25 protein-coding genes are annotated in these 25,534 nt (G+C 72.6%); 15 read left to right on the forward strand and 10 right to left on the reverse strand.

Annotation, left to right across the window (positions count from 1 at the left end; translation table 11 throughout):
* Window positions 1–43 precede the first annotated feature (43 nt).
* The 5 genes from ACFCY1_RS36225 to ACFCY1_RS36245 all read right to left on the reverse strand — a co-directional run bounded on the left by ACFCY1_RS36225 (window position 44) and on the right by ACFCY1_RS36245 (window position 4,767).
* Window positions 44–1,552, reverse strand: coding sequence for a cytochrome P450 (locus ACFCY1_RS36225; RefSeq protein ID WP_375877288.1), 1,509 nt, complete (start codon window positions 1,550–1,552; stop codon window positions 44–46).
* An 89-nt stretch (window positions 1,553–1,641) separates the two neighbouring features.
* On the reverse strand, window positions 1,642–2,259 hold the full coding sequence (locus ACFCY1_RS36230) for an ATP/GTP-binding protein (protein WP_375877289.1): 618 nt from the start codon (window positions 2,257–2,259) through the stop codon (window positions 1,642–1,644).
* The gene (locus tag ACFCY1_RS36235; protein ID WP_049660856.1) at window positions 2,240–2,602 is read right to left on the reverse strand and encodes a DUF742 domain-containing protein; all 363 of its coding nucleotides are present in this window, start codon (window positions 2,600–2,602) and stop codon (window positions 2,240–2,242) included. The genes ACFCY1_RS36230 and ACFCY1_RS36235 overlap by 20 nt, the downstream gene beginning before the upstream one ends.
* A 78-nt stretch (window positions 2,603–2,680) precedes the next feature.
* Entirely contained in the window at window positions 2,681–3,067 is a 387-nt protein-coding gene (locus ACFCY1_RS36240) for a roadblock/LC7 domain-containing protein (protein WP_181970384.1), read from the reverse strand.
* Between the two features lie 17 nt (window positions 3,068–3,084).
* Entirely contained in the window at window positions 3,085–4,767 is a 1,683-nt protein-coding gene (locus tag ACFCY1_RS36245; RefSeq protein ID WP_375877290.1) for an ATP-binding protein, read from the reverse strand.
* A 493-nt stretch (window positions 4,768–5,260) separates the two neighbouring features.
* Between ACFCY1_RS36245 and ACFCY1_RS36250 the strand changes: the two genes are divergently transcribed.
* From ACFCY1_RS36250 to ACFCY1_RS36295, 10 genes are all read left to right on the forward strand, one after another.
* Window positions 5,261–5,953: a Crp/Fnr family transcriptional regulator gene (locus ACFCY1_RS36250; RefSeq protein WP_375877291.1), complete on the forward strand. Its 693-nt coding sequence runs from the start codon at window positions 5,261–5,263 to the stop codon at window positions 5,951–5,953.
* Window positions 5,954–6,099: 146 nt separating this feature from the next.
* On the forward strand, window positions 6,100–7,047 hold the full coding sequence (locus ACFCY1_RS36255) for a hypothetical protein (protein ID WP_375877292.1): 948 nt from the start codon (window positions 6,100–6,102) through the stop codon (window positions 7,045–7,047).
* Window positions 7,044–9,239, forward strand: coding sequence for a hypothetical protein (locus ACFCY1_RS36260; protein ID WP_375877293.1), 2,196 nt, complete (start codon window positions 7,044–7,046; stop codon window positions 9,237–9,239). The genes ACFCY1_RS36255 and ACFCY1_RS36260 overlap by 4 nt, the downstream gene beginning before the upstream one ends.
* Window positions 9,236–10,213 (forward strand): hypothetical protein, encoded by a 978-nt coding sequence (locus tag ACFCY1_RS36265; RefSeq protein ID WP_053111989.1) that lies wholly within the window; start codon window positions 9,236–9,238, stop codon window positions 10,211–10,213. Before ACFCY1_RS36260 ends, ACFCY1_RS36265 begins: the two co-directional genes overlap by 4 nt.
* A gap of 155 nt (window positions 10,214–10,368) precedes the next feature.
* Window positions 10,369–10,824: a Pycsar system effector family protein gene (locus ACFCY1_RS36270; RefSeq protein WP_375877294.1), complete on the forward strand. Its 456-nt coding sequence runs from the start codon at window positions 10,369–10,371 to the stop codon at window positions 10,822–10,824.
* Window positions 10,825–10,953: 129 nt separating this feature from the next.
* The gene (locus ACFCY1_RS36275) at window positions 10,954–11,889 is read left to right on the forward strand and encodes a class I SAM-dependent methyltransferase (RefSeq protein WP_375877295.1); all 936 of its coding nucleotides are present in this window, start codon (window positions 10,954–10,956) and stop codon (window positions 11,887–11,889) included.
* On the forward strand, window positions 11,873–12,373 hold the full coding sequence (locus tag ACFCY1_RS36280; RefSeq protein ID WP_375877296.1) for a hypothetical protein: 501 nt from the start codon (window positions 11,873–11,875) through the stop codon (window positions 12,371–12,373). The genes ACFCY1_RS36275 and ACFCY1_RS36280 overlap by 17 nt, the downstream gene beginning before the upstream one ends.
* A gap of 175 nt (window positions 12,374–12,548) precedes the next feature.
* A complete protein-coding gene (locus ACFCY1_RS36285) occupies window positions 12,549–13,559 on the forward strand; it encodes a quinone oxidoreductase (protein WP_375877297.1) in 1,011 nt (336 codons plus the stop codon).
* A gap of 192 nt (window positions 13,560–13,751) precedes the next feature.
* Window positions 13,752–15,200 (forward strand): WGR domain-containing protein, encoded by a 1,449-nt coding sequence (locus ACFCY1_RS36290; protein ID WP_375877298.1) that lies wholly within the window; start codon window positions 13,752–13,754, stop codon window positions 15,198–15,200.
* 175 nt (window positions 15,201–15,375) lie between these two features.
* Window positions 15,376–15,945 (forward strand): Uma2 family endonuclease, encoded by a 570-nt coding sequence (locus ACFCY1_RS36295; protein ID WP_375877299.1) that lies wholly within the window; start codon window positions 15,376–15,378, stop codon window positions 15,943–15,945.
* A gap of 89 nt (window positions 15,946–16,034) precedes the next feature.
* On the opposite strand, the gene ACFCY1_RS36300 is transcribed toward ACFCY1_RS36295, so the two are convergent.
* The 4 genes from ACFCY1_RS36300 to ACFCY1_RS36315 all read right to left on the reverse strand — a co-directional run bounded on the left by ACFCY1_RS36300 (window position 16,035) and on the right by ACFCY1_RS36315 (window position 20,267).
* The gene (locus ACFCY1_RS36300) at window positions 16,035–17,069 is read right to left on the reverse strand and encodes an LLM class flavin-dependent oxidoreductase (protein ID WP_049650244.1); all 1,035 of its coding nucleotides are present in this window, start codon (window positions 17,067–17,069) and stop codon (window positions 16,035–16,037) included.
* Window positions 17,070–17,279: 210 nt separating this feature from the next.
* Window positions 17,280–17,669: an SCO5389 family protein gene (locus ACFCY1_RS36305; protein WP_375877300.1), complete on the reverse strand. Its 390-nt coding sequence runs from the start codon at window positions 17,667–17,669 to the stop codon at window positions 17,280–17,282.
* Between the two features lie 140 nt (window positions 17,670–17,809).
* Window positions 17,810–19,354 (reverse strand): MFS transporter, encoded by a 1,545-nt coding sequence (locus tag ACFCY1_RS36310; protein ID WP_375877301.1) that lies wholly within the window; start codon window positions 19,352–19,354, stop codon window positions 17,810–17,812.
* Window positions 19,355–19,541: 187 nt separating this feature from the next.
* Window positions 19,542–20,267, reverse strand: coding sequence for a TetR family transcriptional regulator (locus ACFCY1_RS36315; RefSeq protein ID WP_375877302.1), 726 nt, complete (start codon window positions 20,265–20,267; stop codon window positions 19,542–19,544).
* 81 nt (window positions 20,268–20,348) lie between these two features.
* Between ACFCY1_RS36315 and ACFCY1_RS36320 the strand changes: the two genes are divergently transcribed.
* Complete coding sequence (locus tag ACFCY1_RS36320) at window positions 20,349–21,224, forward strand: SDR family NAD(P)-dependent oxidoreductase (RefSeq protein WP_375877303.1); 876 nt, start codon at window positions 20,349–20,351, stop codon at window positions 21,222–21,224.
* Between the two features lie 53 nt (window positions 21,225–21,277).
* On the forward strand, window positions 21,278–22,021 hold the full coding sequence (locus ACFCY1_RS36325) for an SDR family NAD(P)-dependent oxidoreductase (protein ID WP_117485644.1): 744 nt from the start codon (window positions 21,278–21,280) through the stop codon (window positions 22,019–22,021).
* A 35-nt stretch (window positions 22,022–22,056) separates the two neighbouring features.
* Here ACFCY1_RS36325 and ACFCY1_RS36330 read toward each other — a convergent pair whose 3' ends face one another.
* Window positions 22,057–22,524, reverse strand: coding sequence for a nuclear transport factor 2 family protein (locus ACFCY1_RS36330; RefSeq protein ID WP_074003155.1), 468 nt, complete (start codon window positions 22,522–22,524; stop codon window positions 22,057–22,059).
* Between the two features lie 99 nt (window positions 22,525–22,623).
* Here ACFCY1_RS36330 and ACFCY1_RS36335 point away from each other — a divergent pair, with 99 nt between their 5' ends.
* The 3 genes from ACFCY1_RS36335 to ACFCY1_RS36345 all read left to right on the forward strand — a co-directional run bounded on the left by ACFCY1_RS36335 (window position 22,624) and on the right by ACFCY1_RS36345 (window position 25,533).
* Window positions 22,624–23,286: a nuclear transport factor 2 family protein gene (locus ACFCY1_RS36335; protein WP_375877304.1), complete on the forward strand. Its 663-nt coding sequence runs from the start codon at window positions 22,624–22,626 to the stop codon at window positions 23,284–23,286.
* A 135-nt stretch (window positions 23,287–23,421) separates the two neighbouring features.
* Entirely contained in the window at window positions 23,422–24,084 is a 663-nt protein-coding gene (locus ACFCY1_RS36340; RefSeq protein ID WP_375877312.1) for an NADPH-dependent F420 reductase, read from the forward strand.
* Window positions 24,085–24,249: 165 nt separating this feature from the next.
* Window positions 24,250–25,533 (forward strand): HEAT repeat domain-containing protein, encoded by a 1,284-nt coding sequence (locus ACFCY1_RS36345; RefSeq protein ID WP_375877305.1) that lies wholly within the window; start codon window positions 24,250–24,252, stop codon window positions 25,531–25,533.
* Window position 25,534: the final 1 nt, after the last annotated feature.

The following is a 25,534-nucleotide window of genomic DNA, read 5'->3' on the forward strand; positions in this document are numbered from 1 at the left end:
ACTGACCGACACCGGCGCCGGTGTCGGTCAGTGGCGGTGCCGGTCAGCGCCGGAACAGGCCGGTGAGCACGTCCCACCAGCCGCGGCGCTGCGCCGGGATCGTCGGGGCCGCCGGGACGCCCCGCTCCGGCGCCGCCTTCGCCTGTTCCGCCCCTGCCCCTGTCTCCACCCCTGTCTCCGCCTCCGCCTTCGCGTCGGCCTCCGCCAGCTCCGCCTCCGCCACCGAGAGCGGGTCCGGCTCGATGTCGCGGGCGGTGAACTCCACCGGCAGCGCCGTCAGGTGCCGGGAGATCCAGGCCGAGCTCCAGACCAGCTCCTCCTCGGGCACCGCGAGCCGGACGTCCGGCAGCAGGGTGAGCAGGATGTCGATCCCGGCCTCGGCGACGTGCCGCCCGATGTCCTGGCCGGGGCACTCGTGCGGCCCGGCGCCGAAGGACAGGTGGGAGCGGTTGCCGTACAGCGGGGCCGCCAGGTCGGGGCGGACCACCGGGTCGACGTTGGCCGCCGCGAGCCCGAGCAGCAGCAGGTCCCCGGCCCGGATCTGCTGGCCGCCCAGCTCGGTGTCGGCGGTCGCCCAGCGGCCGGCCACCAGGGACATCGGCGGGGAGTCCCAGAGCACCTGGTCCAGCGCCTCGCCCAGGGTCATCTGGCCGCCGGAGAGGTGGGCCCGGAAGCGCGGGTCGGTGAGCACCATCTTCAGCGAGTCGGCGATCAGGTTGACGGTCGTCTCGTTCGCGGCGAGCAGCACCACCCGCAGGTGCTCCATCACCTCGTCCTCGGTCAGCCCGGCCGGGTGCGCCAGCAGACGGCTGGTCAGGTCGTCGCCGGGGTGCTCGCGCTTGAGGGCGATGGTCCGGCGCAGACCGGCGACCACGTACTCGTTGCTGGCGATCGCCGTCTCGGTGCCCTTCATCAGGTCCCGGGCGGCGGTCACCAGCTGCGGCCCGTACTCGTCCGGCATGCCGAGCAGCTTGGTCATCACCAGCATGGGCAGGTGCTCGGCGAACTGGGAGATCAGCTCGGCCTGGCCGGTCGGCCCGACCACCTGGACCAGGTCGGTGGTGAAGCGGCGGACGTGGCGGCGGATGCCGCGCCGGTCGAAGCCGTTCAGGCCGTCCAGCAGGGCCCCGCGCAGCCGGCGGTGCTCGTCGCCGTCGGCGAACACGCAGATCGGCTGCCAGGCGACCACCGGCAGCAGCGGGGAGTCGGGCGGGACCTCGTTGTTGCGGAAGGCGTTCCACAGGCGCGAGTCCCGGGAGAACAGCGTGGGGGTGCGCATCACGGTGATGTTGGTGCCGTGTCCGAGTACCAGCCAGGCCGGGTGGTCGCCGTGCAGCAGCACCGGGGCGACCTCGCCGTGCTCGGCGCGCAGCTTGTCGTACAGGACCGTCGGGTCGGCCTCGGCCTCCGGGCCGTACAGGCGGCGCAGGCCGCCGGGGCCGGTCGGGGCGATGCCGCCGCCCGCGTGGGCCGGGCAGCCGGGCGGCGGGGCGGTGGCCGGCGCGGAGCCGACGGGTTCGGGGCCGGCGGGTTCGGGGATCGGGGTGGTCACGGGGTCTCCGGTCGCGGGTGGGGTTCGGTGACGAGCGGACGGGCTCGGGCGGACGGTGGGTGGCCGGCTGAGCCGGCGCGGGTGTCGGCTCAGCCGGTGGCCGGGACGGCCAGCTCGTACAGGTAGTGCATCAGGGTCATCAGGGTGTCCCGGCTGGACTCCCGGCTGCGCGCGTCGCAGCTGACGATCGGCACCTCGGACGGCAGGTCCAGCGCGCTCCGCAGCTCGTCGAGCGGAACGGCCGGGGCCTCCGGGAAGCTGTTGACGGCCACCACGAAGGGCACACCGCGCTCCTCCAGCCGCCCGATCACCTCGAAGCTGACCTCCAGCCGCCGGGTGTCCACCAGGACCACCGCGCCCAGGGCGCCCTCGAACAGGCCGTTCCAGAGGAACCAGAACCGCTCCTGCCCGGGGGTGCCGAAGACGTACAGCACGAGCCGGTCGCTGATGCTGATCCGGCCGAAGTCCATGGCCACGGTGGTGGAGGTCTTCTGCTCGACGCCGGTCGGGTCGTCCACCCCGACCCCGGCCTGGGTCATGGTCTCCTCGGTGGTCAGCGGGCGGATCTCGCTGACCGCGCTGACCAGCGTCGTCTTGCCGACGCCGAAGCCGCCGACCACCACCACCTTGACCGCCGTGGTGACGGAGTCCGGCAGCAGGTCCGCCCCGGCCGGCCCGACCACCGTGTCAGAGCCGCTGAAGTCCATGGATCACCGCCTCCAACAGGGCACGGTCGGGGAGTTCCGCCGCGGGCACGGCGGCGCTGCGGGCCTCGATCAGCCCGTCGTCGAGCAGGTCCGCCAGCAGCACGGTGACCACGCTGACGGGGAGCTCCAGGTAGGCGGAGACCTCCGCGACCGAGAGCGGGGAGCGGCACAGCCGCAGGATCGCGGCGTGCTCCGGCTGGTGGGCGGGGGTCGGCTCCGCGCGGGAGACGATCAGGGTGACCAGGTCGAAGACCCCCGGCCCCGACGGGCCGCTGCGGCCCCGGGTGATGACGTACAGCCGGTCGGGCTCGGGGCCGTCCCAGCCGCCCTGCGCGGCCGTCATGCCACCGCCTCACTGTGCTCGTTCATGTGCCCGTCCCGCCGCCGGAGCTCGGCGCGGCAGGGCGGGACGGGTGGCGGTTCACGCGACCGCCTCGGGGTTGCGCGGCGGCGTGGACAGGTGCTCGCCGATCCGGGCGACCAGGTCGCGCATCTGGTGGCTCACCAGCCCGGCGTCCACGCCCTCGTCGGCGAGCACCGCGAGGTAGGCGCGGTCACCGGCGGCCATCAGGTAGAAGTAGCCGCCGTCCACCTCGATCACCACCAGCCGCATCGAGCCGTCGCCGTGCGGGAACTCGTGGCCGATCGCGCCGGCCAGGCTCTGCAGCCCGGCACAGGCGGCGGCGAGGCGGTCGGCGGTGTCCGGGTCGGTGCCGTACTGGGCGATCCGCAGGCCGTCGGCGGACAGCACGATGACGTGGCGCACGCACGGGACGCTGTGCGCGAGGTCGTTGAGGATCCAGTCCATGTTGCTGCGGTGCGGAATCACTGCTCGCCTTTCCCTGCCGTCTCTTCACTGGTGTGTGCGGCGCTGGTGCGTCCGGCACCCGACTGCCCGGCGTCCGTCTGCCCGGCGTCCGTTCGTCCGGCACCGGTCTGTTCGGCGTCCGTGGCGCGCCCGGCGCCCGCAGGTCCGGACGGGCTCGGCCCGGTCCCCTTGATGCCGTCCATGAACGCCTCCAGCCACAGGCCCGGCTGCTTCGGCTCCTTGGCGGGGCGCGACGCCTGGGCCGGCGGGCCGGCCAGCGGACCGGGCGGCTGCGCCGTCGGCCCGCCGGGCTGCGCGGTGCCGCGCTGGGCGGGGCGCGCGGCAGCGCCGAAGCTGCCCCGGGGCATCATCGGACGGCTCCGCCGGCGCTGCGGCAGGCCGTTGGGCGTCCACTCGGTCACGATCACCTCGTCGTCCCCGGCGCCCGGGCCGGAGGGCCCCCACGGGTTGGTCGAGCCGTAGGACGGCCCGACGCCGGCCGAGGTCGTCCGGGTGCCCCAGGGGCGGCCCGCGGCCGCGTGCCGGGGCGGGTTCGCGGGCAGCGGGCGGGGGCCGGAGAAGGCGCCGATGCCGTGTGCCCGCCCGGTCGGCGGCGCGGTGGTGAGCAGCTCCTGCGGCACGACCAGCACCGCCCGCACGCCGCCGTACGCGGAGCGGCGCAGCGAGATCTGGAAGCCGTACGCCTGGCACAGCCGGCCGACGATGGCGAAGCCCAGCCGGGGGGACTCGGTGAGGTCGTCGAAGTCCTTGGAGACCATCGCCTCGCGGATCGAGCGCTCGGCGCGGAACCGGGCCTCGTCGGTGAGGCCGAGGCCGCCGTCCTCGATCTCGATCGCCATCCCGCTCTGCACCTCGGAGGCGCTCAGGTGCACGTGGGTGTGCGGCGGGGAGTAGCGGGTGGCGTTGTCGAGCAGCTCGGCGACGGCGTGGATCAGCGGCTCGACGGCCGGCCCGGTGACGGAGATCTGGGCCACCGGGTGCAGGTCCACCCGCTGGTACTCCAGGATCCGGGACATGCCGCCGCGCAGCACGCTGTAGAGCGCGATCGGACGGGTCCACTGGCGGCCGGGGCGGGCGCCGGACAGGACGGCGATGCTGTCGGCCAGGCGGCCGCTCAGCGCGTTGCCGTGGTCCAGGCGCAGCAGGTCGTCGAAGACCGCCGGGTCGTTGCCGTGCCGGTCCTCCATCTCCCGCAGGTCCTTGGCCTGCCGGTGGATGATGGCCTGGACCCGGCGGGCGATGTTGACGAAGGCCCGCTCGGCCGAGTCGCGCCGGCTGACCTCGTCGTCGACGGCCTTGGCGACGGCCTCGGTGACGGCCACCAGGGAGCGGCGGAACCGTGGCGAGACGGGAGCCTCGCTCTCCTCGAACGGGCGGGTCAGGACGTCGAAGGAGTACCCGTACCGGGCCCCGGCGACCACCCTGCGCATCTCCACCCGGGCGAGCCGGTCCAGCTCGTCCTCCTGCCCGGCCAACCTGCGTTGCCACTCCTCCACCTGCCGGGCGTGCAGGTCACGGGACTCGCTCAGGGCCCGCCCCCGGCGGGCCGACTCGGCGGCCACCACGGCCACCAGCACGGTGCCCGTCGCCCCGCACCACAGCACCCCGGCCCGGGCCCCGGCGGACACCGCCACCGCGGCGACCGCCACGGCCGCCGCCATCACGGCCGTCGGCAACAACCAGCCGAGCAGGGGCGCTCGGCGCCGTCTGGCGGGTGACGATCCAGCTCGAAGCATTCAGCATCCTCAAACGATCGGAACAGTACGGACAAAAGCGGGGGGAGCGGCTCCGGAGGCGTGGTGGTGCAGCATAGCCAAGTTCAGGACATCCTGACCGAAAGTCAAAAATACCGTCCCGCAACCGACTTGTGGCAATCTGCCGGACAGTCCCGACATTTCGCACGCCAGTCGCAACCGGAGCGGCCACCGCCCACCCACCAGGCTTCTCGTCGCGCCGCCCGCGCGCCGCCGACCCGCGCCGGATTCGCTCATGCGAAGGGTTTCCGCGCCAAGTCCCCGCGTATCGCGCCGAGTTCGTGCTAAGCGCGGTGACTCCGGTCAACCGGAGGCGCGGCAATCACCCGGAAGGGGAACCGCAGCCGGGCCCGGCGAGCCGCACCGCGCGAGCCCGATTCCGCTGCGTGCGGTGCGCCGCCCCTCCTAGGGTCGTCGCATGAACGATCACGACAGCCGCACACCGGCCGCGCTGGGCCGGACCCTGCGCCACCTCATGGGCGACGCGGTGTGGGCGGGCATGCTGGAGGAGGCCTTCGAGCGCCGGCACCCGATCGGCGCCACCCTGCTGCGCCAGGGCGAACCGGGCACCCACGTCCTCGCCCTGCGGACCGGCGTGGCCAAGGTCAGCCGACGGGAACGCAACGGGGACGTCCGGCTGCTGGCCTTCCGCGGCCCGGGCGAACTCCTCGGCGAGGTGGCCGTCCTGGACGACGGCGTCCGCTCCGCGAGCGTCCAGGCGATCTCGGACTGCACGGTCGCGGTCCTCACCAAGGAGGCCTTCCTGCGCTTCGTCGCCGAGCGGGGGCTGTTCCCCGTGATGGTCCGCTACGCGATGGGCCGGCTGCGGGAATCCGACCTGGCCCGGATCGGCGGCGACGTCGTCCCCCGGCTGGCGGCCGCCCTGGTCGCCCTGGCCGACCTCTCCACGGGCCCCGCGCCGACGGCCGGCCGCCGGATCGAACTCGCCCTGACCCGAGACGAACTGGCCCAGCACCTCGGCGTCTCCCGGAACACCGTCACCGCGGGCCTCACCGCCCTGGCCGCCCACCGCGTCGAAGCCGGCCGCAAGTCCATCGCCCTCGACGACCTCCCCGCACTCCGCCGCGCGGCTGACGTTCCACGCGACTGACGCTCCGTCCCAGCACTCCTTTGACCCGCGCGGCCTCGGATGTGACATCCGTCACTCGCGTACCGCACCGAGCGAGCACACCGTGCGACGCCGGATCGCGAAGCTTGGTGGCGCAAGGTCAGCACGGGAACGACAAGGAGCAGAGAATGACGGAGTTCGACCAGCCGATGCCCGAGGCCAGCGCCCTGCCGTACAGCCGCAGCCGGCACCTCCCTCCGTACCGGGGCATCGTCGCCGTCGACGCCAAGGACTTCACCGGGTACCCGGCGATCGAGCACGGCACCATCAGCGCGAACGTGCCGCAGTTGCTCCGACTGTCCTTCGAGCGGGCCGGACTGGGCGAGGTCTGGAAGGACCGGCGCTTCCCCAACTCGACCGGCGACGGGTACGTGTTCGGCTTCGACCCGGCCTGGATGCCCTTCCTGATCCACCCCTGGCTGAACACCCTCCAGGAGGTGCTCACCGAGTTCAACGTGCACTCGGTCGGGACGGTGCGCATCCGGCTGCGGGTCAGCCTCAACATCGGCCCGCTCCCGGACGACGGCGGCGAGTTCGACGGTAACGGCACCCCGCGCAACGACACCCACCGGCTGCTCGACTCCCGTCCGGTGAAGGCCATGCTGGCCGCCTCCAACGAGAGCATCACCCAGGTCGCCGCCATCCTGTCCGACCGCTGCTACCAGGACGCGGTGGCCGGCGGCTTCACCGGGCGCCACCCCGACCACTTCATCGAGGTGCCGGCCACCGTCGAGGGCAAGCGCTTCGACCAGCGGGCATGGCTGTACGTGCCCACGCCGTCCGGGAACCTGTACGACCGCAGGATCCTCGGCGACGCGGTGGTGGAGGAGCAGGAAGGACGGGCGAAGCGGACAGCGGACGGGAGCACGGAGCAGCGCCGCGCGCCGCGCACGGCGGTGAACCAGCGGGGCAACGGCAGCAACCTGAACGCCGGCACGGTGCACGGCAGTCAGACCGTCACCAACGTGCGCGGTGACTCCTACGGCGGCGACCGCGTGGAGGGGCACAAGGTGGGGACGGTCAACGGCAACCTGGGCGACATCGTCCACGGCGACAAGAACGAGCACCGCCGGTGAACCCCGACGAGCGCCCGGCCATCGAGGGGCCGTCCGGCGCACCGGGCGACCGTGACCGGGACTACGACCGAGGCCTCGACCCCGACCTCGACCCCGACGACCTCGAAGGCGATTTCACGGACCGGTTCGCCGCGTGGGGATCGGACCGCCCGTTCATCTACGCGCCGGGTGGCAACATCAACACCGGCTCCGTGCACGGGGACCAGCGCGTCGAGAACGGCGCCGCCGGGGCCGCCCCCGGTGGCGGCGATCGGGTGGAGGCGCAGGACGGCCCCATCTCCGGGATGGAGGTCCTCGCCGCCCGGGCGGGATTCGCGAGGCCGGACTGCTTCCCCGAGGCGCTGCGCACGCTCGGCACCCGCCTGCTCTTCCTTGCCGGTGAACCCGGCACCGGGCGCCGGACCACCGCCCTCAACCTGCTGGTCGAGAGCAGCGGGAACAGCCTGGCCCTGCGCGCGCTCGACAGCGACTCGGACCTGTCGTCCTGGCGGCCGACGCACGCCGAGGCACGCGGCTACCTGGTACACGGCCTCTCGCCCACGGTCCGGCTCGGACCGGCCTCGATCGCCAAGCTGCGCCAGAGGCTGGAGGACGCCGACGCCTTCATGGTGGTCATGCTGCCGGACGACGCCGACCGGCTGCGCGGCGTGGCCCGCGATCTGGACCTGAGCCCGGTGCGCTACAAGCCTCCGTCGCCGCGTGCGGTCTTCGACGCGCGCCTGGAGGCCGTGGTGCCCCACGAGGGACGACGCCGGGCGCTGCTCCATCGGCTGGAAGCGGACCTGGACGAACTGCTGGCGCCCGAGCTGATGCCGGCCCAGGTCGCCGAACTCGTCGATGAGGTGAGCCGGTCCGGAGACGACGGCCCCGACCCGGCCGACCTCGGCCAGCGGCTCAGCTTCCTCGCGGAGACGGAGGTCCCCGACCTCCTGAAGGAGATCCGCGAGGACCCGGACGCGCTGGCGTTGCTGCTGGTGACGAGTGTCCTGGAGGGCCTCGACCGCCGTATCGTCCGGCAGGAGACCGACCGATTGCTGGGACTTGCCGACGGCCGCCTCGACGCGGTGCTGAGGCACGGCATGGACGCGGACGGTGAGCAGGGGCGGTACGAACGAGGCGAGGCTTCTCGGTCGAACCCTCGGTTCGTTTTCCGACGCTCGTTGGATGAACTGCTGGTGACCATCCGTGCCGAGTGCCTGCCCAGTGAGCTGAGGGAATCCCCGACCTTCTCCTACATGGTGGAACCGGTCCGCTTCAAACGGCATCGGCAGGCGGAGATGGTGCTGCGACATGTGTGGCGGCAGTACGGCGACGTGTCGGAAATGTTGACCGAGTGGATGGACAAGGCGCCCAGCAAAGAGCCCGAACTGGCCGGCCCCGTGGGCCGCGTGATGGGATTGGCTGCCGGCTGGAGCGGGGGCCGTCATGCGCTGGCGCACATCGAGGGTTTGGCCGAGTCGGACCGTGCCCAGAGCCGTAGTGCGGCCGCCCGTGCGCTGGGCATCGCGGCACAGGATCCGGTGCTGGCCAGCCAGGTGAAGTACCGGCTGGGCCAATGGAGCCTGCGCAACAGTGCGTGGCTCCGATCCACCGTGGCGGAGGCCTGTGGCGGGGACTTCGGGGCGGCTCGACCAGAACGCGCGATCACCTTGCTGCGACGGTGCTTCAGAGGAGGCGAGGGAGAGGAGAGAACGGTCACCGTGGCCGTTCGGAGGGCGCTGCGGCAGCTGTTCGTAGTCGGACACCAGCAGGTCGTATTCCGGCAACTCGTGGAGTGGACCAACCGGCCGGGGCAGGACGCCCAGCTCGCTTTCAGGGTCTTCCTCGAGTTGATGCGTGTCCCGTCCTGGTTCCATCAACAGCTCATCACTGAGGGTGAGTTCGCGGGGCACGTGATCACCTTCGTGCGGCGATGCCTTAACAGCAACATGCGCGAGGCCATGACCACTATGTTGCTCGGCTGGTGCCGTCAAGGGGTCTGGGACGAACCTGGCCGAGCCGCTGTGGAGACGTTGCTCATCGCTCTCGTACAAGACGTGCGTCCCGGCGAACTGGGCCTCTTGGTCGAGATCGACAGCAGTGACAACCCCGACCTCGTCGGCCGCGACATCGCCCACCGTGCCCTGGAGGCCTGGCGGCGTGGCGAGCCGCAGCCGTTCCGCTCCGCCCCTGCCTTCGGAGGCCCCCGATGACCGTCGACACCGACCCGCCCGTCTACACCCAGGCCACCCGTGCCCCCTGGCGGGAGATCCTCCGGCACCGCTGGTCCGGTCGGCGCGACTGCGCCCTGGTGCTGGGGGACCGCCACGGGCTCTACCAGCAGCTGGGGAAGGGCCGCCCGCGACCGTCGGGCATGGGGGCGGAGGACGGGGTCGCCGCGCGGCTGGGGTTGCGCGGTTTCGACCAGGCGTACCTGGTGGACCTCAACGAGCGGCCGGGCGTGCGAACGGTCCGTCTCCGCACCTCGTACGGCACGGAACCGCTGGAGGTCCACTTCCTGTGGTGGGTCCACGATGCCGCGCGGGTCGTGCAGACCCGGACCAACCGGGGCGGGCTGCCGGTCCGCAAGGACCTCGACGTCCGATTGCGCCAGCTCAGAGAGCAGTTCGCCGCCTCGGGCACCAGGTTGGGCCCCGACGAGTTGGTGCAGTACCTCGCGGCTCCGTACGTGCTGCCCCACTACGGCCTCGGCTACCGCGTCACGGACGTCTCCGCCTCCGAGCATGGCAATGAACTGCGCCTCGGGGAACCGGACGTGACGGACGTGCCCTTCGACTGGACGGTCAAGAGCGAGGAGGAGTACGCGTTCTGCCGGCGCCAGGTGCAGGAGGGACCGGTCGCCCTCGCGGCCCTCTGGCTGGCCAGGAAGCCCGACGAGGTGCGCGACGTCCTGGACTGGGTGGTCAAGAACGGCGACCTGCTCCGGGGCGAGACCACCTGGGAGGACCAGATGGCGCTCATGCTGGGCAAGTTGACGGGGCAGGAGCAGCAGGAGCTGTCCAAGATGCTGCGCGACCGCTTGGTCGCCCTCGGACGGCAGGTCCCCGGGCCCGCCTCGTACCCCTCGCAACCCCCGCAGCCCCCGGGGCCGGGGCCGGACTTCGTCAAGCTCCACTCGAACGTCAACGGCTGGTCCGGCGGTGTGCCGAACGGGAGCCCGCGGTGACCGGGGCGGCGCGTGTGCGGATACGTGTGCGTCGGCAGCCGTCGCGGCGGCGCACGGTCGCCGGGCCGCGCGGGCGCCCCAGGGGCAGGAGCCGCCGGCCGACCGCGCCGACGGCGGCGTCCAGCCCGCCCTCGGTGTCGGCGATGGAGCGCCTGATGGCGGCCAACAGCGCGGAACTCGTCCGGGCCGACACCAAGGCCGCCGTGTTCCTGGCGTTCACCGGTGCGGTGCTCGCCACCTTCATCCCCTTGGACGGTGGTGCCGGCGCCGGTTCCCTGGCCTGGCTGGTCCCGCTCCTGCGGTGGAGCGCCACGGCCAGCGCCCTGCTGGCCGTCGGCTGCTTCGCCTCCGCGCTGGTGCCGCGCCACCGCAAGGGGCGGCGGGGTGGTGCGGACGGTCCGGGGTACTTCGAGCACATCGCGCCGGGGGCGGGCTCCGAGCGGCTGCGCCGTGCCTTCGAACGGGCCGGGCACGACCCGGCGGGTCCGCTGTTATCGGCGCTGGCCGGTACCAGTGCGATCATCCGCGCGAAGTACCGCTGGATCGAGGCCGGCACCGCCCTGCTCCTGCTGACGCTTCCGCAGTTCGCGCTCACCCTCCGGCCGCTGTGACAGCGGGCGGCTGACGGGCCCCGGCCGCACCACGGCCGGGGCCGGTGACGCGGCCGGAGGCAACAGGTGTTGCGCCATCAGGCAATAGCTGTTGACGACCTCCGCCGAAGCTCCGTACAGTGCCGGGCCATGGAGACAGGTGATCTTGGTCGGCGGGTGGCGGAGGACGTGGCCGGTGGCGGCGGCGTGGAGGGGCTGCGGCGGCTGTCGGGGGTGATCGAGGCGCTGGAGGAGCGGCGGACGGAGCTGGTGGAGGAACTGCGGCGCGGGCGGGAGGCGACCTGGGAGGAGATCGGGCGGGCCTGCGGGATGACGCGGCAGGGGGCGACCAGGCGGTGGGCCGGCAGGCTGCGGGCGCGGTCGTTCGGCGTGGCGGCGGACGCGTACCAGCACGGTCGGCCGGGCTACCCCCGGGCGCTGGTCGGCTCGGCGGTGCCCCGGGAGGCCCGTCGGGTGCTCGACCTGGGCGCCGGGACGGGCAAGTTGACCGGACTGCTGGTCGAGGCGGGCCTGGACGTGGTGGCGGTCGAGCCCGACGAGGGGATGCGGGCCCGGCTGGCCGCGGCCGTGCCGAAGGCGGCCGTCCGGGCGGGCTCGGCCGAGCGCATCCCGCTGCCGGACGGCAGCGTGGACGCCGTGGTGGTGGCCCAGGCCTGGCACTGGTTCGACCAGGCGGCCGCCGTGCCGGAGATCGCCCGGGTGCTCGCCCCCGGCGGGACGCTCGCGCTGGTGTGGAACGTCCGGGACGAGTCCGAGCCGTGGGCGGCAGCCCTGGGCGTGCTGATGCACCGTTCGACGCCGCAGCGGATCGACACCCGGCCGGCCCTCCCGGCGCCGTTCGGAGCGCCCGAGCGGCTGGAGATCCGCTGGGAGCACGTCACCACCCGGGCCGGGATCGTCGACATGGTCGCCTCGCGCAGCTATGTGATCGCGCTGCCCGAGGACGAGCGGGTCCGCCTGCTGGCCGACGTCGAACAGCTGCTCGCCACCCACCCGGACCTGGCCGACCGCGAGGAGATCGCCCTCCCGTACGTGACGAGGTGCACCCGTGTCCGCCTCGGCTGACCTGATCACCCTCCGCCCGCTGGGCGTCGCCGACGCCGAACCGTACCGGCGCTTCCGACTGGCCGCGCTGCGCGAGACACCGAGCGCCTTCACCTCCAGCCACACCGAGGAGGCCGGCAAACCCCTGGCCGCGACGCTGCGCCGCCTCGCCGAGGCCCAGGACGGGCCGGGCACCCTGATCGGCGCCTTCGACAACACCGCTGCCGCACGCGGCAGAGGCGCGTTGGTCGGCACCGCCGGCCTGAAGGTGCCCAGCCGCAGTCAGGAACGGCACAAGGCCACCCTCTACGGCATGGCGGTGGCCCGCGACGCCGCCGCCTGGGCGGTCGGCCGGACGCGGGAGGGCGGGGCGGTGCGGGCCCAACTGCTCGACCTGGCCGGTGACCACGAGGCCGCAGTCACGCACTGTCGCGCGGCCGCGGAGCAGACCACCAGCCGCTCCGAGCGGGAACACCTCCTTCGACAGGCCCACCGAACCTCCTGAGCGGGCACGCTGAACGATGCTCGGCCGCAGCCGCGGGCTCCAGGGCAGTTGCCGCGGCACGGTCGGCTTCATGTCGCTGACCTGGACGTGACGGCTACGGCACCTCACCGCGAGCGGAAATAAGATCGCCACGAGTGGAGTTCGGTGAGGGAAGTCTGCCGTTTCAGGAGGGGTCATGCGAGCGATTCAGATGTCCGAAGTGGGCGGTCCCGAGGTGCTGCGACTGGTCGATATCGATCAACCGACGCCGGGCCCGGGCCAAGCGGTCGTGGAGGTCGCCGCATCCGGGGTCAACTTCCTCGACGTCTACCACCGCGAAGGCCGGTACAGCGTCCCGCTGCCCTTCACCCCGGGCGCCGAGGGCGCCGGAACGGTCGTCGAAGTCGGACCCGGCGTCGCTGACGTCGCAGTCGGGGACCGGGTCGGTTGGGTGGAGATTCCCGGCGCGTACGCCGAGCGGGCCGTCGTGGACTCCTCCCGGCTGGTGCCGCTGCCCGACGACATCGGCTTCGAGACAGCCGCCGCCGTGCTCCTCCAAGGCATGACCGCGCACTATCTCGTCAAGGACGCCTACCCGGTTCAGGGGGGCGACACGGTTCTCGTGCATGCGGCTGCCGGTGGCATGGGGCTGCTTCTGACCCAGCTCATCACCCATCTCGGCGGCAGGGTGATCGGCACGACGTCGACCACGGCGAAGGCCGAGCTGGCGAAGCGTGCCGGGGCCGCCGAGGTGATCCTCTCCTCCGCGGTCGACGATCTCGCAGCCGAGGTGAGGCGGCTCAACGGCGGTCAGGGACTGCCGGTCGTCTTCGACGGCGTCGGCGCGCACACCTTCGATGCGAGCCTCGCCAGCCTGCGGACCCGCGGCCATCTCGTGCTCTTCGGCGCGGCAAGTGGTGCCGTGCCGCCGTTCGATCCGATTCGGCTCGCCCACGGCGGTTCGCTGACCCTGATCCGGCCCAGCCTCGGGCACTACATCGCCGATCGGTCCGAACTGCTCCGACGGGCCGCCGATGTGTTCGAGTGGGTGCGCTCCAAGGCGCTTGAGGTCACCGTGACGGGCCGCTACGCACTGTCCGAGGCCGCCCAGGCCCACAGCGATCTGGAGGCTCGGCGTACCACTGGCAAGCTGCTCGTCGTGCCCGATGCGGCCGCTGTCGGACGCCGCGAGGAGACGCAGAGCTGATCGCGGGTGACGAGGTCGGGGATCTTGGAGGCTGCGCCCTCCGGGCCGACCCGGGCTGATCTCACGGGTCCCGCCCGTGACCGGAGCCGACTGTCAGTGCCCGGTCGTAGCTTGTGGGGTGTCGGCGGGCGGGTCCCGCCGGCCCCCGTTTCCCTTGCCCGAAATCTCCGTCGCCCGAAAGGGGACCGCGCCGTGTCCGTCGCCGTGGAAGAGCAGGTCACGTACCTCGAACTGTCCGAGGACGAGGGGAGTGCGCACAAGTTCTACGAGGTGCGGCTCGCCGGCCAGGTGGTGACGGTACGGTACGGGCGGATCGGCGAGCCCGGGCAGAGCAAGGCGACGACGTACCCGAGCCCGGAGAAGGCGGCCTCGGCGGCGGCGAAGAAGATCGGCGAGAAGGTCCGCAAGGGCTACGCCCCGGCCGTCCGGGGCGTGCGCCAGCGCCGGGAGGTGACGAGGCGGCAGATCGTCAGCAGCCGCTCGACCGCCCGCCAGGCGCCGTTGCTGTGGCGCTTCCGCTCCGGCTCGCCCGCCTTCGGGATCTTCGTCGGCGAGGAGCACGCCTGGGTCGGCAACGAGCGCGGCGACGTCTACACCCTCACCCACGACGGCGAGGTGACGGCCCGCTACGGCCTGCCGGACGGCGTGAAGTGCATCGTCGCGGACGACTGGTGGATCTACGCCGGCTGCGACGACGGCAAGGTGTACGACCTGGGCGGCAAGATCCCGCGGGTGGCGTACGAGATAGCCCAGGACGTGGACATCTTCTGGCTCGACATCCACGACGGCGTGCTCGGCGTCGCCGACGAGCGGGGCGGGCTGACCACGGTGGACCACGAGGACGAGTTCCAGTGGCGCCGCCAGGCCGACGGCCGGTCCGGCTGGATGGTGCGCTGCGACGCCGACGGCGTCTACCACGGCCACTCGCGCGGGGTCGCCCGCTACGACAACCGCAGCGGCGACCAGCGCTGGTACACCCCCACCCGGGGCGGGGTGCTGTTCGGCTGGCAGGAGGCCGACGAGGTGTTCGCCGGCACCGGGCAGGGCTGGGTGCACCGGCTGCGCAAGTCGGACGGCGCCGAGGTGGCCGCCTACCGCTGCGACGCCGGCGTGTTCTCCTGCGCGGCCTCCCCGGACGGCGAGTACGTCTTCGCGGGGGACAACCACTCCTCGGTGTACTGCTTCGCCGCCGACGGGACGCGGCTGTGGAAGCTCGCCACCGGCTGCGGCTCGGCGTACAGCATGCAGTACCGGGAGGGGCGGCTCTACCTGGTGACGACGGACGGCTCGCTGGCCTGCCTGGACGCCGGCGAGCAGGCGGTGCGGGCGGCCGAGGACGGCACGCTGCCGAAGACCGCCGAGGTCAAGGGCGCGGGCTGGGAGCCGGTGCGGGCCGGCGCCGGGCTGGAGACGGTCGCGGTGGCCACCGCCCGGACCGGCGGCGAGGTCGAGGTCGAGTGCGTCCAGGACGGCACCCGGCTGCGCGTGCGGGTGCTCTCGCAGGGCTACGACCCGTCCTGGCGCGTGCAGTTCCCCAAGGACATCCGCATCCCCGGCGCCCGCTACCTGGTCGCCGAGGTCCGGGAGTCCGCCTCGGGCGGCTTCTACCGGGCACGCGGCGAGATCAAGCGCCTGCTCTGACCGGTGACTTGATGCCTGGTGACGGTGATCCGGCTCGGGGCGGCGGCTTCCCGAGGTTGTCCGGTTCTGGCGGGTAGGTCTGGTGGCGCGTGCATATGCGGCGGTGTTACCCCGGTAGTCTTTCCGCCGGGCAGCCCCTGAGCGTTGAGACCAGCGCCGGACAGGAGAGCACTACGTGAGCACAGCGCACATCGGCCCGGGCGACTACAGCCACGTGCCGAACCCGGAGCAAGCCCTCAAGTATGCGATTCAGTACATCGCGGGTGAACGCGTTGAGATCGTTGAGGGAGTCATCACTCCCGTGTCGCTGTCCTGGGAGCATGAGAACACCGTCGATCTGATCCGCTTGCAGATCGGACCCCGCCAGCGCGAACTCGGATTGCGTTCAGGCTCGGGCAACCTCGACCTGCCCGGTACCGAGAACTACTACATCCCGGACCTGGCCCTTGTGCCGGTGAAACTGGCGGTGAACAACCCCGGTGCGTTGCTTCCCGATCAGACCGTCCTCGTGGTCGAGGTCACGTCCCCGTCGAACGCCGACACCGACCGGACGGTGAAGCGCCGCCGCTACGCCCAGTTCGGTGCGCCGCTCTACCTCCTGGTGGACCGGCAGGAGCGGGCGTGCACGCTGTTCTCCCAGCCGGGTGCGCTCGGTTACACCAGGGTGGAGGGGCCGCACCCGTTCGGGGTGCCGGTGCGGCTGCCCGAGCCGTTCGAACTGGACGTGGACACCAGCGAGTTCTGAGCCGTCGGCGGTTCACGAGGTGGCCGTAGCCGCCGGTCGTGTCGAGGGTGTCGACGTCCATGGTGCTCCCCCGGGAGTCGTGCGGTCGGTCAGTCCTGGCCGGGGGTCCAGCCGAGGGCGGGGCCGAGGCGGGTGGCCAGGTCGGTGAGGATCTGCGTGTAGTCCTCGTGCTCGAAGGTGAACGGCAGCGCGAAGGCGACCTCGTCGACCTCGCGGTAGCCGGCGTGGGCGTGCAGCCGCTCGACGAGTTCCTCGGTCGTCCCGACCAGGTCGGGGGCGAACAGCAGCCGGGCCGGGCCCTGCGGGGCGAGGGTGCGCGGGGCGCGGGCGAGGGCGTAGGCCTGGTACTTGGCGCGCTGCTCGGGGGTGGCGCTGTCGGTGGGGATGACCACCAGGCCCTGGGAGACCCTGGCACGGTCGCCGTCGGGGTGGCGCTCGCGGAAGGCGCGGATCTGGGCGGCCTGGATGGCGGCGAAGTCGAGCGGCTCCGCGTCGTCGCCCTCCGCCTTCACGACGCTGCTGGTGAGCAGGTTGAGCCCCTGCTCGCCGGCCCAGCGGGCCGAGCGCAGGCTGCCGGCGCCGTACCAGAGCCGGGAGGCCAGCCCGGGGGAGTGCGGCTGGACACGGCGGGAGTACACCTCGATGCCCTCGGTGCCGGCGAAGTCGGAGGCGTCCTCGCCGCGGACCAGGGCGAGCAGCCGCTCGGCGCGCCGGGGGCTGAAGTCCTCCTGGTCGCCGGTGTCGGGGTAGAGCGCGTCGCGCAGGTGCGCGTAGTGGGTGGGCGGGCCGACGCTGAAGCCGGGGTTGAGCCGCCCGCCGGAGAGCACGTCCACGGTGGCCAGGTCCTCGGCGAGCCGCAGCGGGTTCTCCCAGCCGAGCGGGGTGACGGCGGTGCCGAGCTGGATGCGGCTGGTGCGCTGGGTGGCGGCGGCGAGCACGGCGACCGGGGAGGAGATGCCGTACTGGAGGTGGCGGTGGCGCAGCCAGGCGCTGTCGAAGCCGAGCCGCTCGCCGAGGGTGATGAGGTCGAGGGTGGACTCGTGGCCGCGGCGCGGGTCCGTCTCGTCGAAGAGCCCGATGGTCAGGAAGCCGAGTTTCCGCAGCGGTCGGGGGTTCGGCGACATGGTGGGCTCCGCGGGGTGAGGGGCGGCCCGGGGGCGGGCCGGTCGGGTGGTGCGTTTCGAACGTACGCAGCCGCCGCGCCGCCCGACAAGATCGACGCGCGATCCGGACACCGGCCCGCAACGGCCCGCAACGGTGCGCAACACGGCGACACGTACGGCGGCGGCTCCCACCCCGTCGGGCCGGGTGGGAGCCGCCGCACCGGGTCGCCGTCAGCAGCTGCGCAGCTCCGGGCTCTGGTTGCGGATCTGGTTGTGCAGCGAGGTGAACTCGCGGTACGCCGCGCCGTCCTCGGTGCCGAGGCGGAAGGCGCCGACCCGGTGGCAGTTGACGAAGGCGAGCTTCACCCCGAAGTGGTTCTCCAGGCTGCCGCGGATCGCGTTGCTGGCGAGGGCGCGCAGCAGCTGGGCGCGCTGCTCGTCGCTGGGCGTGGTGTTGTCGGTGGTGAACTCCGCGTCGCCGGCCGCGAGTTCGGTACTGAGTCCGGCGACGACCTGGTAGGCGTACGGGAGCGAGGCGCGCACGGTGTCGAGGAACTCGGCCTCGTCGACGCGGCCCTGCTGGGCCTGGGCGAGGAGGGCGGGGGAGACGTCGAGCGACATGGGTGTCCTCTTTCGGGGGGGGCGTCGGGGTTTCGGGAACGGGTCGGGCTTCGACCCGTGGCGGGCAGGGGTCACCCGCAACGGTTATCGAAGATGAAAACCATTACGGGGAAGACTCTCCCGGTCACCCTGACGCCCTGTCAAGCACCTCCCCCCGAAGGGCTGACGGCCGGCGGCACCGGCACCCGGCTGACCTTGATGACGAACACCGCGATCGCCACCGCCAGCGCGGCGAACACCAGGCCCAGCTGGAAGGCGGTGGCGATGCCGTGCACCAGAACCTGCGAGGAGTAGGGCTCCGGGAGCCGGCCGGTGGCCCGGAACTGGGCGGCCTGCTGCGGGGTGGCCTGCCGGAGGAAGGCCCCGGCCTGCTGCCGGGCCTCGGCGCGGCTGGCCGTGCCGTACACCGTGACCAGGATCGACAGGCCGAGCGAGCCGCCGACCTGCTGGGTGGTGTTGAGCATGCCGGTGGCGGCGCCGGTCTCGTGCGGGGCGACGTGGGAGACGACGGTGAGGGTGGCGGGGACGAAGATCGAGCCCATGCCGAAGCCGAACATCATGGTCGGTCCGAGGATGCCGCCGACGTAGCTGCTGTCGATGTCGATCTGCGTCGCCCAGGCGACCCCGCCCAGCACCAGGAGCGAGCCGGCGACGAGGAAGGGCTTGGGGCCGAAGCGCAGCTGGTTGCGGGCGGCGAACTGGGCGGCGCCGACGATGGCCACGCTGATCGGCAGGAACGCGAAGCCGGCCCGCAGCGGGCTGAAGCCGAGGATCTCCTGGACGAACAGGGTGATGAAGAAGAAGATGCTGAACATCGTCGCGGCCACGCAGAGCAGCAGTCCGTACGCGCCCGAGCGGTTGCGGTCCCGTAGGAGGCGCAGGGGCATGATCGGCTGGCGTGCGCGCCGCTCGTTCGCCACGAACGCCGCGACCAGGACCACGGCGAGGCCGAAGGCGGTGAGCGTCACCGGGTCCGTCCAGCCGTGGTCGGAGGCGCGGATGAAGCCGTAGACCAGGGAGACCATGCCCGCGGTGGCGGTGAGGGCGCCGGGCAGGTCGAAGCGGCCGGGGTGGCGTTCGGACTCGTTGATGTAGAGCGGCGCCAGTAGCGCGATCGCGATGCCGATCGGCACATTGACGAAGAGCACCCAGCGCCAGGACAGCCAGGAGGTGAGCATGCCGCCGAGCAGCAGGCCGATCGCGCCACCGGCCCCGGCGACGGCGGAGTAGACCCCGAAGGCCCGGTTGCGTTCCTGGCCCTCCTTGAAGTTGGTGGCGATCAGCGCCAGCGCCGTGGGCGAGGCGATGGCCCCGCCCACGCCCTGCAGGGCCCGCGCCGCCAGCAGCCAGGCGGAGGACTGCGCGACGCCGCCGAGCAGCGAGGCCAGGCTGAACACCAGCACGCCGACGACGAACACCCGCCGCCGCCCGAGGATGTCGCCCGCCCGCCCGCCGAGCAGCAGCAGCCCGCCGAAGGTCAGGGTGTAGGCGTTGATGACCCAGGACAGGTCGGTGGTGCTGAACTTCAGCGCCTGCTGGATGTGCGGCAGCGCGATGTTCACGATCGTGATGTCCAGGACGACCATCAGCTGTGTCGCCGCGATGACGGTGAGTGCAATCCCCGGGTGCTGGCCCCGACGTGCGGTCGCGGGCGAAGCCTCGGCCAGGGCGCGCGAGGTGGCCATGGCGGTCCCCCAAAGGGTTCGGGGGTGAACGACGGGAAGGGGACGGATTCGTTCACCACTACCGACGGTATCCCCGGGGCATAGGGAACACAATCGTTCATTACGGACAGGCACCTGCTTCCCGGTCACTCCGTGCACCGGTGCGAGGCCGGGCCGCGGTGGAGGCCGGGGTGGAGCGGCGCGGCGGTCAGGGCGTGTCGTGGGGCCATCCGTCGTCCGCGTGCCGGGTGGCGGCGACGGCGTAGCCGGTGAGCAGGGCGGCCAGGATGTCGGTGAGGCGGGGCTCGACGTCGACGACGGAGTGGGAGAGCTCGGGGTCGGTCTCGTAGAAGGCGCGCAGGCGGGTGCCGGGGGCGGCCATCTGCCACAGGGCGCCGGCCATCGAGGTGGCGGTGGTGACGACGCTGCGGGCCTGGTCGGCGCCGAGCGGGGCGACGGGGCCGAGGGCCGCGCCGACCGCGTCCACCTCGGCGATGGCGCGGACCTTGAACGCGCGGACCGTGTCGAGGGAGACGTTGCGCTCCAGGTTCAACGGGGTGTGCGCGAGCAGGTCGCAGAAGAGCGGGCGGGCCACCAGCGACTGCGCCAGGACGCCCGCGATCGCGAGGGCTCCGTGGGCCCATTCGGGGCCCGCGGCGGTCTCGCACGGGGTGAGGGCGGCGAGGCGGTCGCGGACCTCGGCCGACCAGTCCTGCCAGGCCTCGGCGGCGAGCCGCAGGAAGATGTCCTCCCGCGTCTCGAAGTAGCGCAGCATCGCGGACTTGTGCATGCCGACCTCGTCGGCGATGGCGGTCACGGTCACCTCGCGGACGCCGTTGGCGGTGGCCAGGCGGGCGGCGGCGGCGAGGATCGCGTCCTCGCGGGCGCGCTTGGCCTCGGGGGTGCGGGCGCGCTGGAAGTCGGAGTCGGTCACGCCGTCGAGTCTAGCGAAACGTGGTTGCGGTAATAACGATCCAGCGTTGCGTTATTAGCGCAACGGTGTTTCACTAAATCCATGAGCACCCACACCGACACCCGCACCTGGTTCATCACCGGCTCCTCGCGCGGCTTCGGCCGCTCCCTGGCCTCGGCCGCCCTGGCGGCCGGTGACCGGGTCGTCGCCACCGCCCGCAAGCCCGAGCAGCTCGACGACCTGGTCGCCCGCCACGGCGACCGCGTCCTGCCCGTCGCCCTGGACGTCACCGACCCGGCCGCGGTCCAGGCCGCCTTCGCCGCCGCCCGTACGGCCTTCGGCTCCGTCGACGTCGTGGTCAACAACGCCGGGTACGCCAACCTCGCCCCGGTCGAGACCGCCGACGAGGAGGACTTCCGCCGCCAGTTCGACACCAACTTCTGGGGCGTCTACCACGTCTCCAAGGCCGCGATCCCGCTGCTGAAGGAACAGGGCGGCGGCATCGTGATCCAGTTCTCCTCCGTCGGCGGGCGCGTCGGCGCCACCCCGGGGCTCGGCTCCTACCAGGCGGCGAAGTTCGCCGTGGACGGCTTCACCCGCGTCCTGGCGGCCGAGACCGCGCCGCTGGGCATCCGCTACCTCGTCGTCGAGCCCGGCGGGTTCGCCACCGACTGGGCCGGGGCCTCGATGGAGGTCGACGACGTACCCGCCGACTACCGCGCCACCGTCGGCGCCCTCGCCGACCTCCTGCGCGGCGGCGGGGCGGCCGTGGGCGACCCCGACCGCGCGGCGCAGATCCTCGTCCGGATCGTCCACGCCGACCGGCTGCCCACCCACCTGCTCCTGGGCGCCGGCGCCGCGGACATGGCGCTGGACTACTCCCGCGGCCAGCTCGCCGAGGCCACCGCCTGGCAGGCCGTCTCCGCGTCCGCCGACACCGGCGCCGCCTACCCCGTCGACCTGCCGGCCAACGGCTGAGACGCCCGCCGCGAAGTCCCGAAGTCCCAAGGTCCCGAAGGGAGAACCCGGACATGCGACCGTTCCACGGCAAGGCCGCACTGGTCACCGGCGCCGGCTCGGGCATGGGCCGCGCCACCGCGATCCTGCTGGCGCGGCGCGGCGCCGCCGTCACCGTCGTCGGCCGCCGCGAGCACCGGCTCGCCGAGGTGGTCGCCGAGATCACCGCCGCGGGCGGGCGGGCCCTCGCCGTCCCCGGCGACGTCAGCCGCCCCGAGGACAACGAGCGGGCGGTCGCCCGTACGGTCGAGGCGTTCGGCGCGCTGCACTACGCCGTCAACAACGCCGGGGTCTCCGGCGACTTCACCCCGCTGCCCGACATGACCCCCGAGCAGTGGCGGCGCACCGTCGACATCGACCTCAACAGCCTCTTCTACGGCATCAAGTACGAGATCCCGGCGATCCTCGCCTCGGGCGGCGGCGCGATCGTCAACGTCTCCAGCGTGTTCGCCGACCGCGGCGGCCCCACCGCCGAGTACTCCAGCGCCAAGCACGGCATCCGCGGCCTGACCCGCACCGCCGCGATCCAGTTCGGCGGCCAGGGAGTGCGCGTCAACGAACTCCAACCCGGCGTCATCGACACCGAGATGACCCGGGCCAACCCCGAGGACACCAGGCGGGTCGCCGGGACCGGCATCCCCATGGGCCGGGTCGGTACCGGGCGCGAGATCGCCACCGCCATCGCGTTCCTGCTGTCGGACGACGCCGCCTACGTCAACGGCAGCCACCTCGCCGTCGATGGCGGATTCCTCGCCTGACGGGACGAGGCCCGCCGCGCCCCGGCCTGCCTGCTTCAGGGGGTGCTGGGGCGGGTCTCGGTCCAGTCGACCATCAGCCGTCGTTCGGCGAAGAACCACTCCCCGTCGCGCTTGACGAACCGGTCCAGGTAGCGGATCGAGGCGATCATGATCGACCGCTCGGCGTCCGTGCCGTAGGAGACGTGGTGGGCCAGGCAGTAGCTCTCGCCGCTCGCCCGGTCGCCGTCCAGGACCACGGTGCTCTGCCCGTTGAAGTGGGTGGTGGCCCGGTAGGTGTTCAGGTTGTCGAAGACCGGGGCCAGGGCGTCGCGGCCGCGCAGTTCCTGGGTCGGCTCGGCCGCAGTGGCGTCCATGAAGACCAGGAAGCGGGTGTCCTCGGTGAACAGGGCCATCTGCCCCTCGGCGTCACGGCGGTCGGCGCAGTGCGCGTAGGCGTCGACGAGCTCCCGGATGGCCAGCCGGTCCGCGGCCTCCTGGGGCGGGATCGGATCGTGGGGCGACACGGTGACTCTCTCCGGACGGGTGCGACACCTGAATCAGAGCACCGGAGGCCGGGCTCCTCAACCGCGCCCCGTCCGCCACGAGGACACCGACCAGGAGGCGTGGTCGACGGCGCGGTCGCCGCCGGTATCTCCGCCGACTACGCTCTGGTGCTGCGCCGGCTCACCGGCGTCGGCATCGCCGCCATCGCCGTCATCGCCGGCAACGGCGCCACGCCCACCGGCGACACCGAGAAGGTCACCGGCCAGCTGGCCACGACCGTCCGCGAGTTCGCCGAGCGCCACGCCCGGTACGTGGACCCTGGAGGAGAAGTGAGCAGGACCGTCGACGACGACACCCCCCTGGTCGGGGCGAACAGCCCGTTCTTCCGCATCGTCAAGGAGGGGCTGGACGGCCTGGTCGACGGGGAGGACTACTACGACCTGCTGGCCGAGGACGTGGTCTTCGAGTTCGTGATCACCGTGCCGGGATACCCCAGGCGCGTCGAGGGACGCCAGGCGATCGTCGACCTGTACAGCGACTACGGCGACTACGTGACGCTGCACGGCGCGGACAACCTCCGCGTCCACCGCGACCCCGAGACCTCGGTGGTCGTCCTGGAGTACGAGGTCCACGGCACCTCGGTCCACACCGGGCGGCCCTACGACAACCGCTTCGTCTCCGTCGTGACCGTCAGGGACCGCAAGGTGGCGCACTGGCGCGACTACCTCGACCCCACCGCCGTGTTCGACGCCCAGGGCTGGCCGCAGGGCGGCCGCGCGTAGGAGCCATCGGACCCGCCTCCTCGCCGGGAACCCCACCACCCTCGACCGGGTGGCGTCTCAGGCATTCGGGCTACTGCCCGACAACCTCCGGGGCATCCGAGGAACACCTGACCCCTACATTCGCGGAGAGGAAGGCTGAGGAACATGACCACCGCAATCGTGGGCGTGGGCAACATCGGCGGCGCGGTCGCCCGGCACCTGGTCGCCGGAGGAGAGCACATCGTCCTGACGGGGAAGAGCGCGTCGCGGGCCCAGGAGCTGGCGGACGAGCTCGGACCGCTCGCGCACACCGCCACCGTCCGGGACGCCGTCGCCGAGGCCGACACCGTCGTGTTCGCCGTCTGGCTCGACACCATCAAGGAGCTGATCCCGCAGGTTTCGCCGCAGCTCGTGGGCAAGGTCGTGGTCGACCCGTCGAACCCGATCGCCTTCGACGACCAGGGCCGGATGGTGCGGTCCCTGCCCGACGGGCAGTCGGCCGGATCCGTCGTCGCCGCGCTCCTGCCCGGGGGCGCCCACTACGTCAAGGCGTTCGGCACCCTCGCCGCCGAGGCGCTCGCCGCGAGCGCGAACCGCATCCCGCAGCGGGCCGCGCTGCTCTACGCCACCGACGACGAGCACGCCGCGGCGGCCGCCGAGCGGCTGATCCGCACGGCCGGATTCGACCCGGTGAAGGCCGGCGGCCTGGCCGACGCCGGACGCATCGAAGCCCCCGGCGGGGACCTGCACCAGTCCGGCCTCGACGGCGAAGTGATCGGCGCCGACCAGGCCCGAGCGGCGATCACGGCGGACCGGTGAAGGACCGGCCGTGACAGACTGTCCCGCCAGGGGCGGCGACATCGTCGGCCTGTCCGTCACCCTGGCTCCGGCCCGGGGCGTGTGGAAGCTCTTGGCCGACCACGCCCCTGCGGGCCTGCTGCTGTTCTGACGGCCGGCGATCGAGAGTAACGGGGGCTTAGGGGTATGGGCGAGGATCCACTCATCGCGGCGGTGCGGAGAGGGGACGAGAACGCGGTCAGGATGCTCCTGGAGGACGGGGCGGATCCCAATGCCGTCGACGAGCAGGGAACCCCTGCACTCTGCCTGGCCATCGCCGCGTTCGACTCGTTGGCAGCCGACTGTCTGGTGGAGGGCGGCGCGGATGTGGACCGTCGGTTGCCCGACGGGACCACCCCGCGGCTGCGGGCCGTCGACAGCGGCTCCGTCGGTCTTGCCCACGGCCTGCTCGGCGAGGCGGCGCTGCTCGGTGAGGACACTCGCGCGGAACTGCTGGCACGTGCCCGGCAGTGGCACGAGACGGGCGCGGTCGGCATGCTGCGGGAACGGACCGGCTCCTCGGGTCCGGTCGAGTGGGTCCGGGTCCGGGACAGGGAATGGTCCACCGACTACCACGAGATCCGACTCGGCGAAACGACCGTCCGCGACGGCCACACAGGAATCCTCACTCTCCTCGAGAAGCATCTCGGACTCCGCTTGGGAGTCGACGAGTTGGCCGGCCGCGCGTGCGCCCTCGCGTACCCCGACCGGGAGCACGCCGTCTGGGGGGAGATCATCAGCACGCTTGCCGAGAGGCAGGACGACGAGACGTGGGAGGCCGCGGTGGCACTGCGGTCCCACCCCGATCCCCTGCGTCGCCGCTTCGGTGCGGAGCTCCTGACATCCCTCTTCCTCGGTGACCCCATGTCCGCCGACCCGAGCCCGTTCGAGCAGCGCACGCTGGAGTTCCTCCTCGACTGGGCGGCGGAGGGGGACCACGCGGACGTCCTGGCCGAGGTCTTGGTCGGCCTGAGCCACCACGAGGACCCGAGGATCGAGCCCCTCGGCCTGTCCTTTCTCGCGCACCCCGCCTCGAAGGTGCGCGCCCGAGTGCCCGCGACCCTGGAGCACACGGTCCCGGACCGTTCGGGGCGGTGGACCTACGCGTCCGAGGGGCTGGATGCCATGCGAGTACTGGCTCGGGACAACGACGCCGCTGTTCGCCGACTTGTCGCCCATCAGCTCGCGGAGAGCGGGGAACCGGCGAGCGCGGTCGGCGAGGTCCTCGCCGAACTGCTCGACGACGAGGACCAGGTGACCCGCATCTGGGCCGTCTTCGGACTCGCCGAACGGGACGATCCGCGCTGCGTCGACGGCGCCGCCCGGGTCGGGACCGTCGACGAGTACGAGGCCTGGTCCTGGATACTCGGCGCGCCCTCGCGGTACGAGCAGCGCCGGAAAGAGTTGGAGGCGCCGGCCACCGCTGGGTAGG

This window comes from Kitasatospora sp. NPDC056273, assembly GCF_042268845.1.
In the GTDB taxonomy this organism is placed as follows: domain Bacteria; phylum Actinomycetota; class Actinomycetes; order Streptomycetales; family Streptomycetaceae; genus Kitasatospora.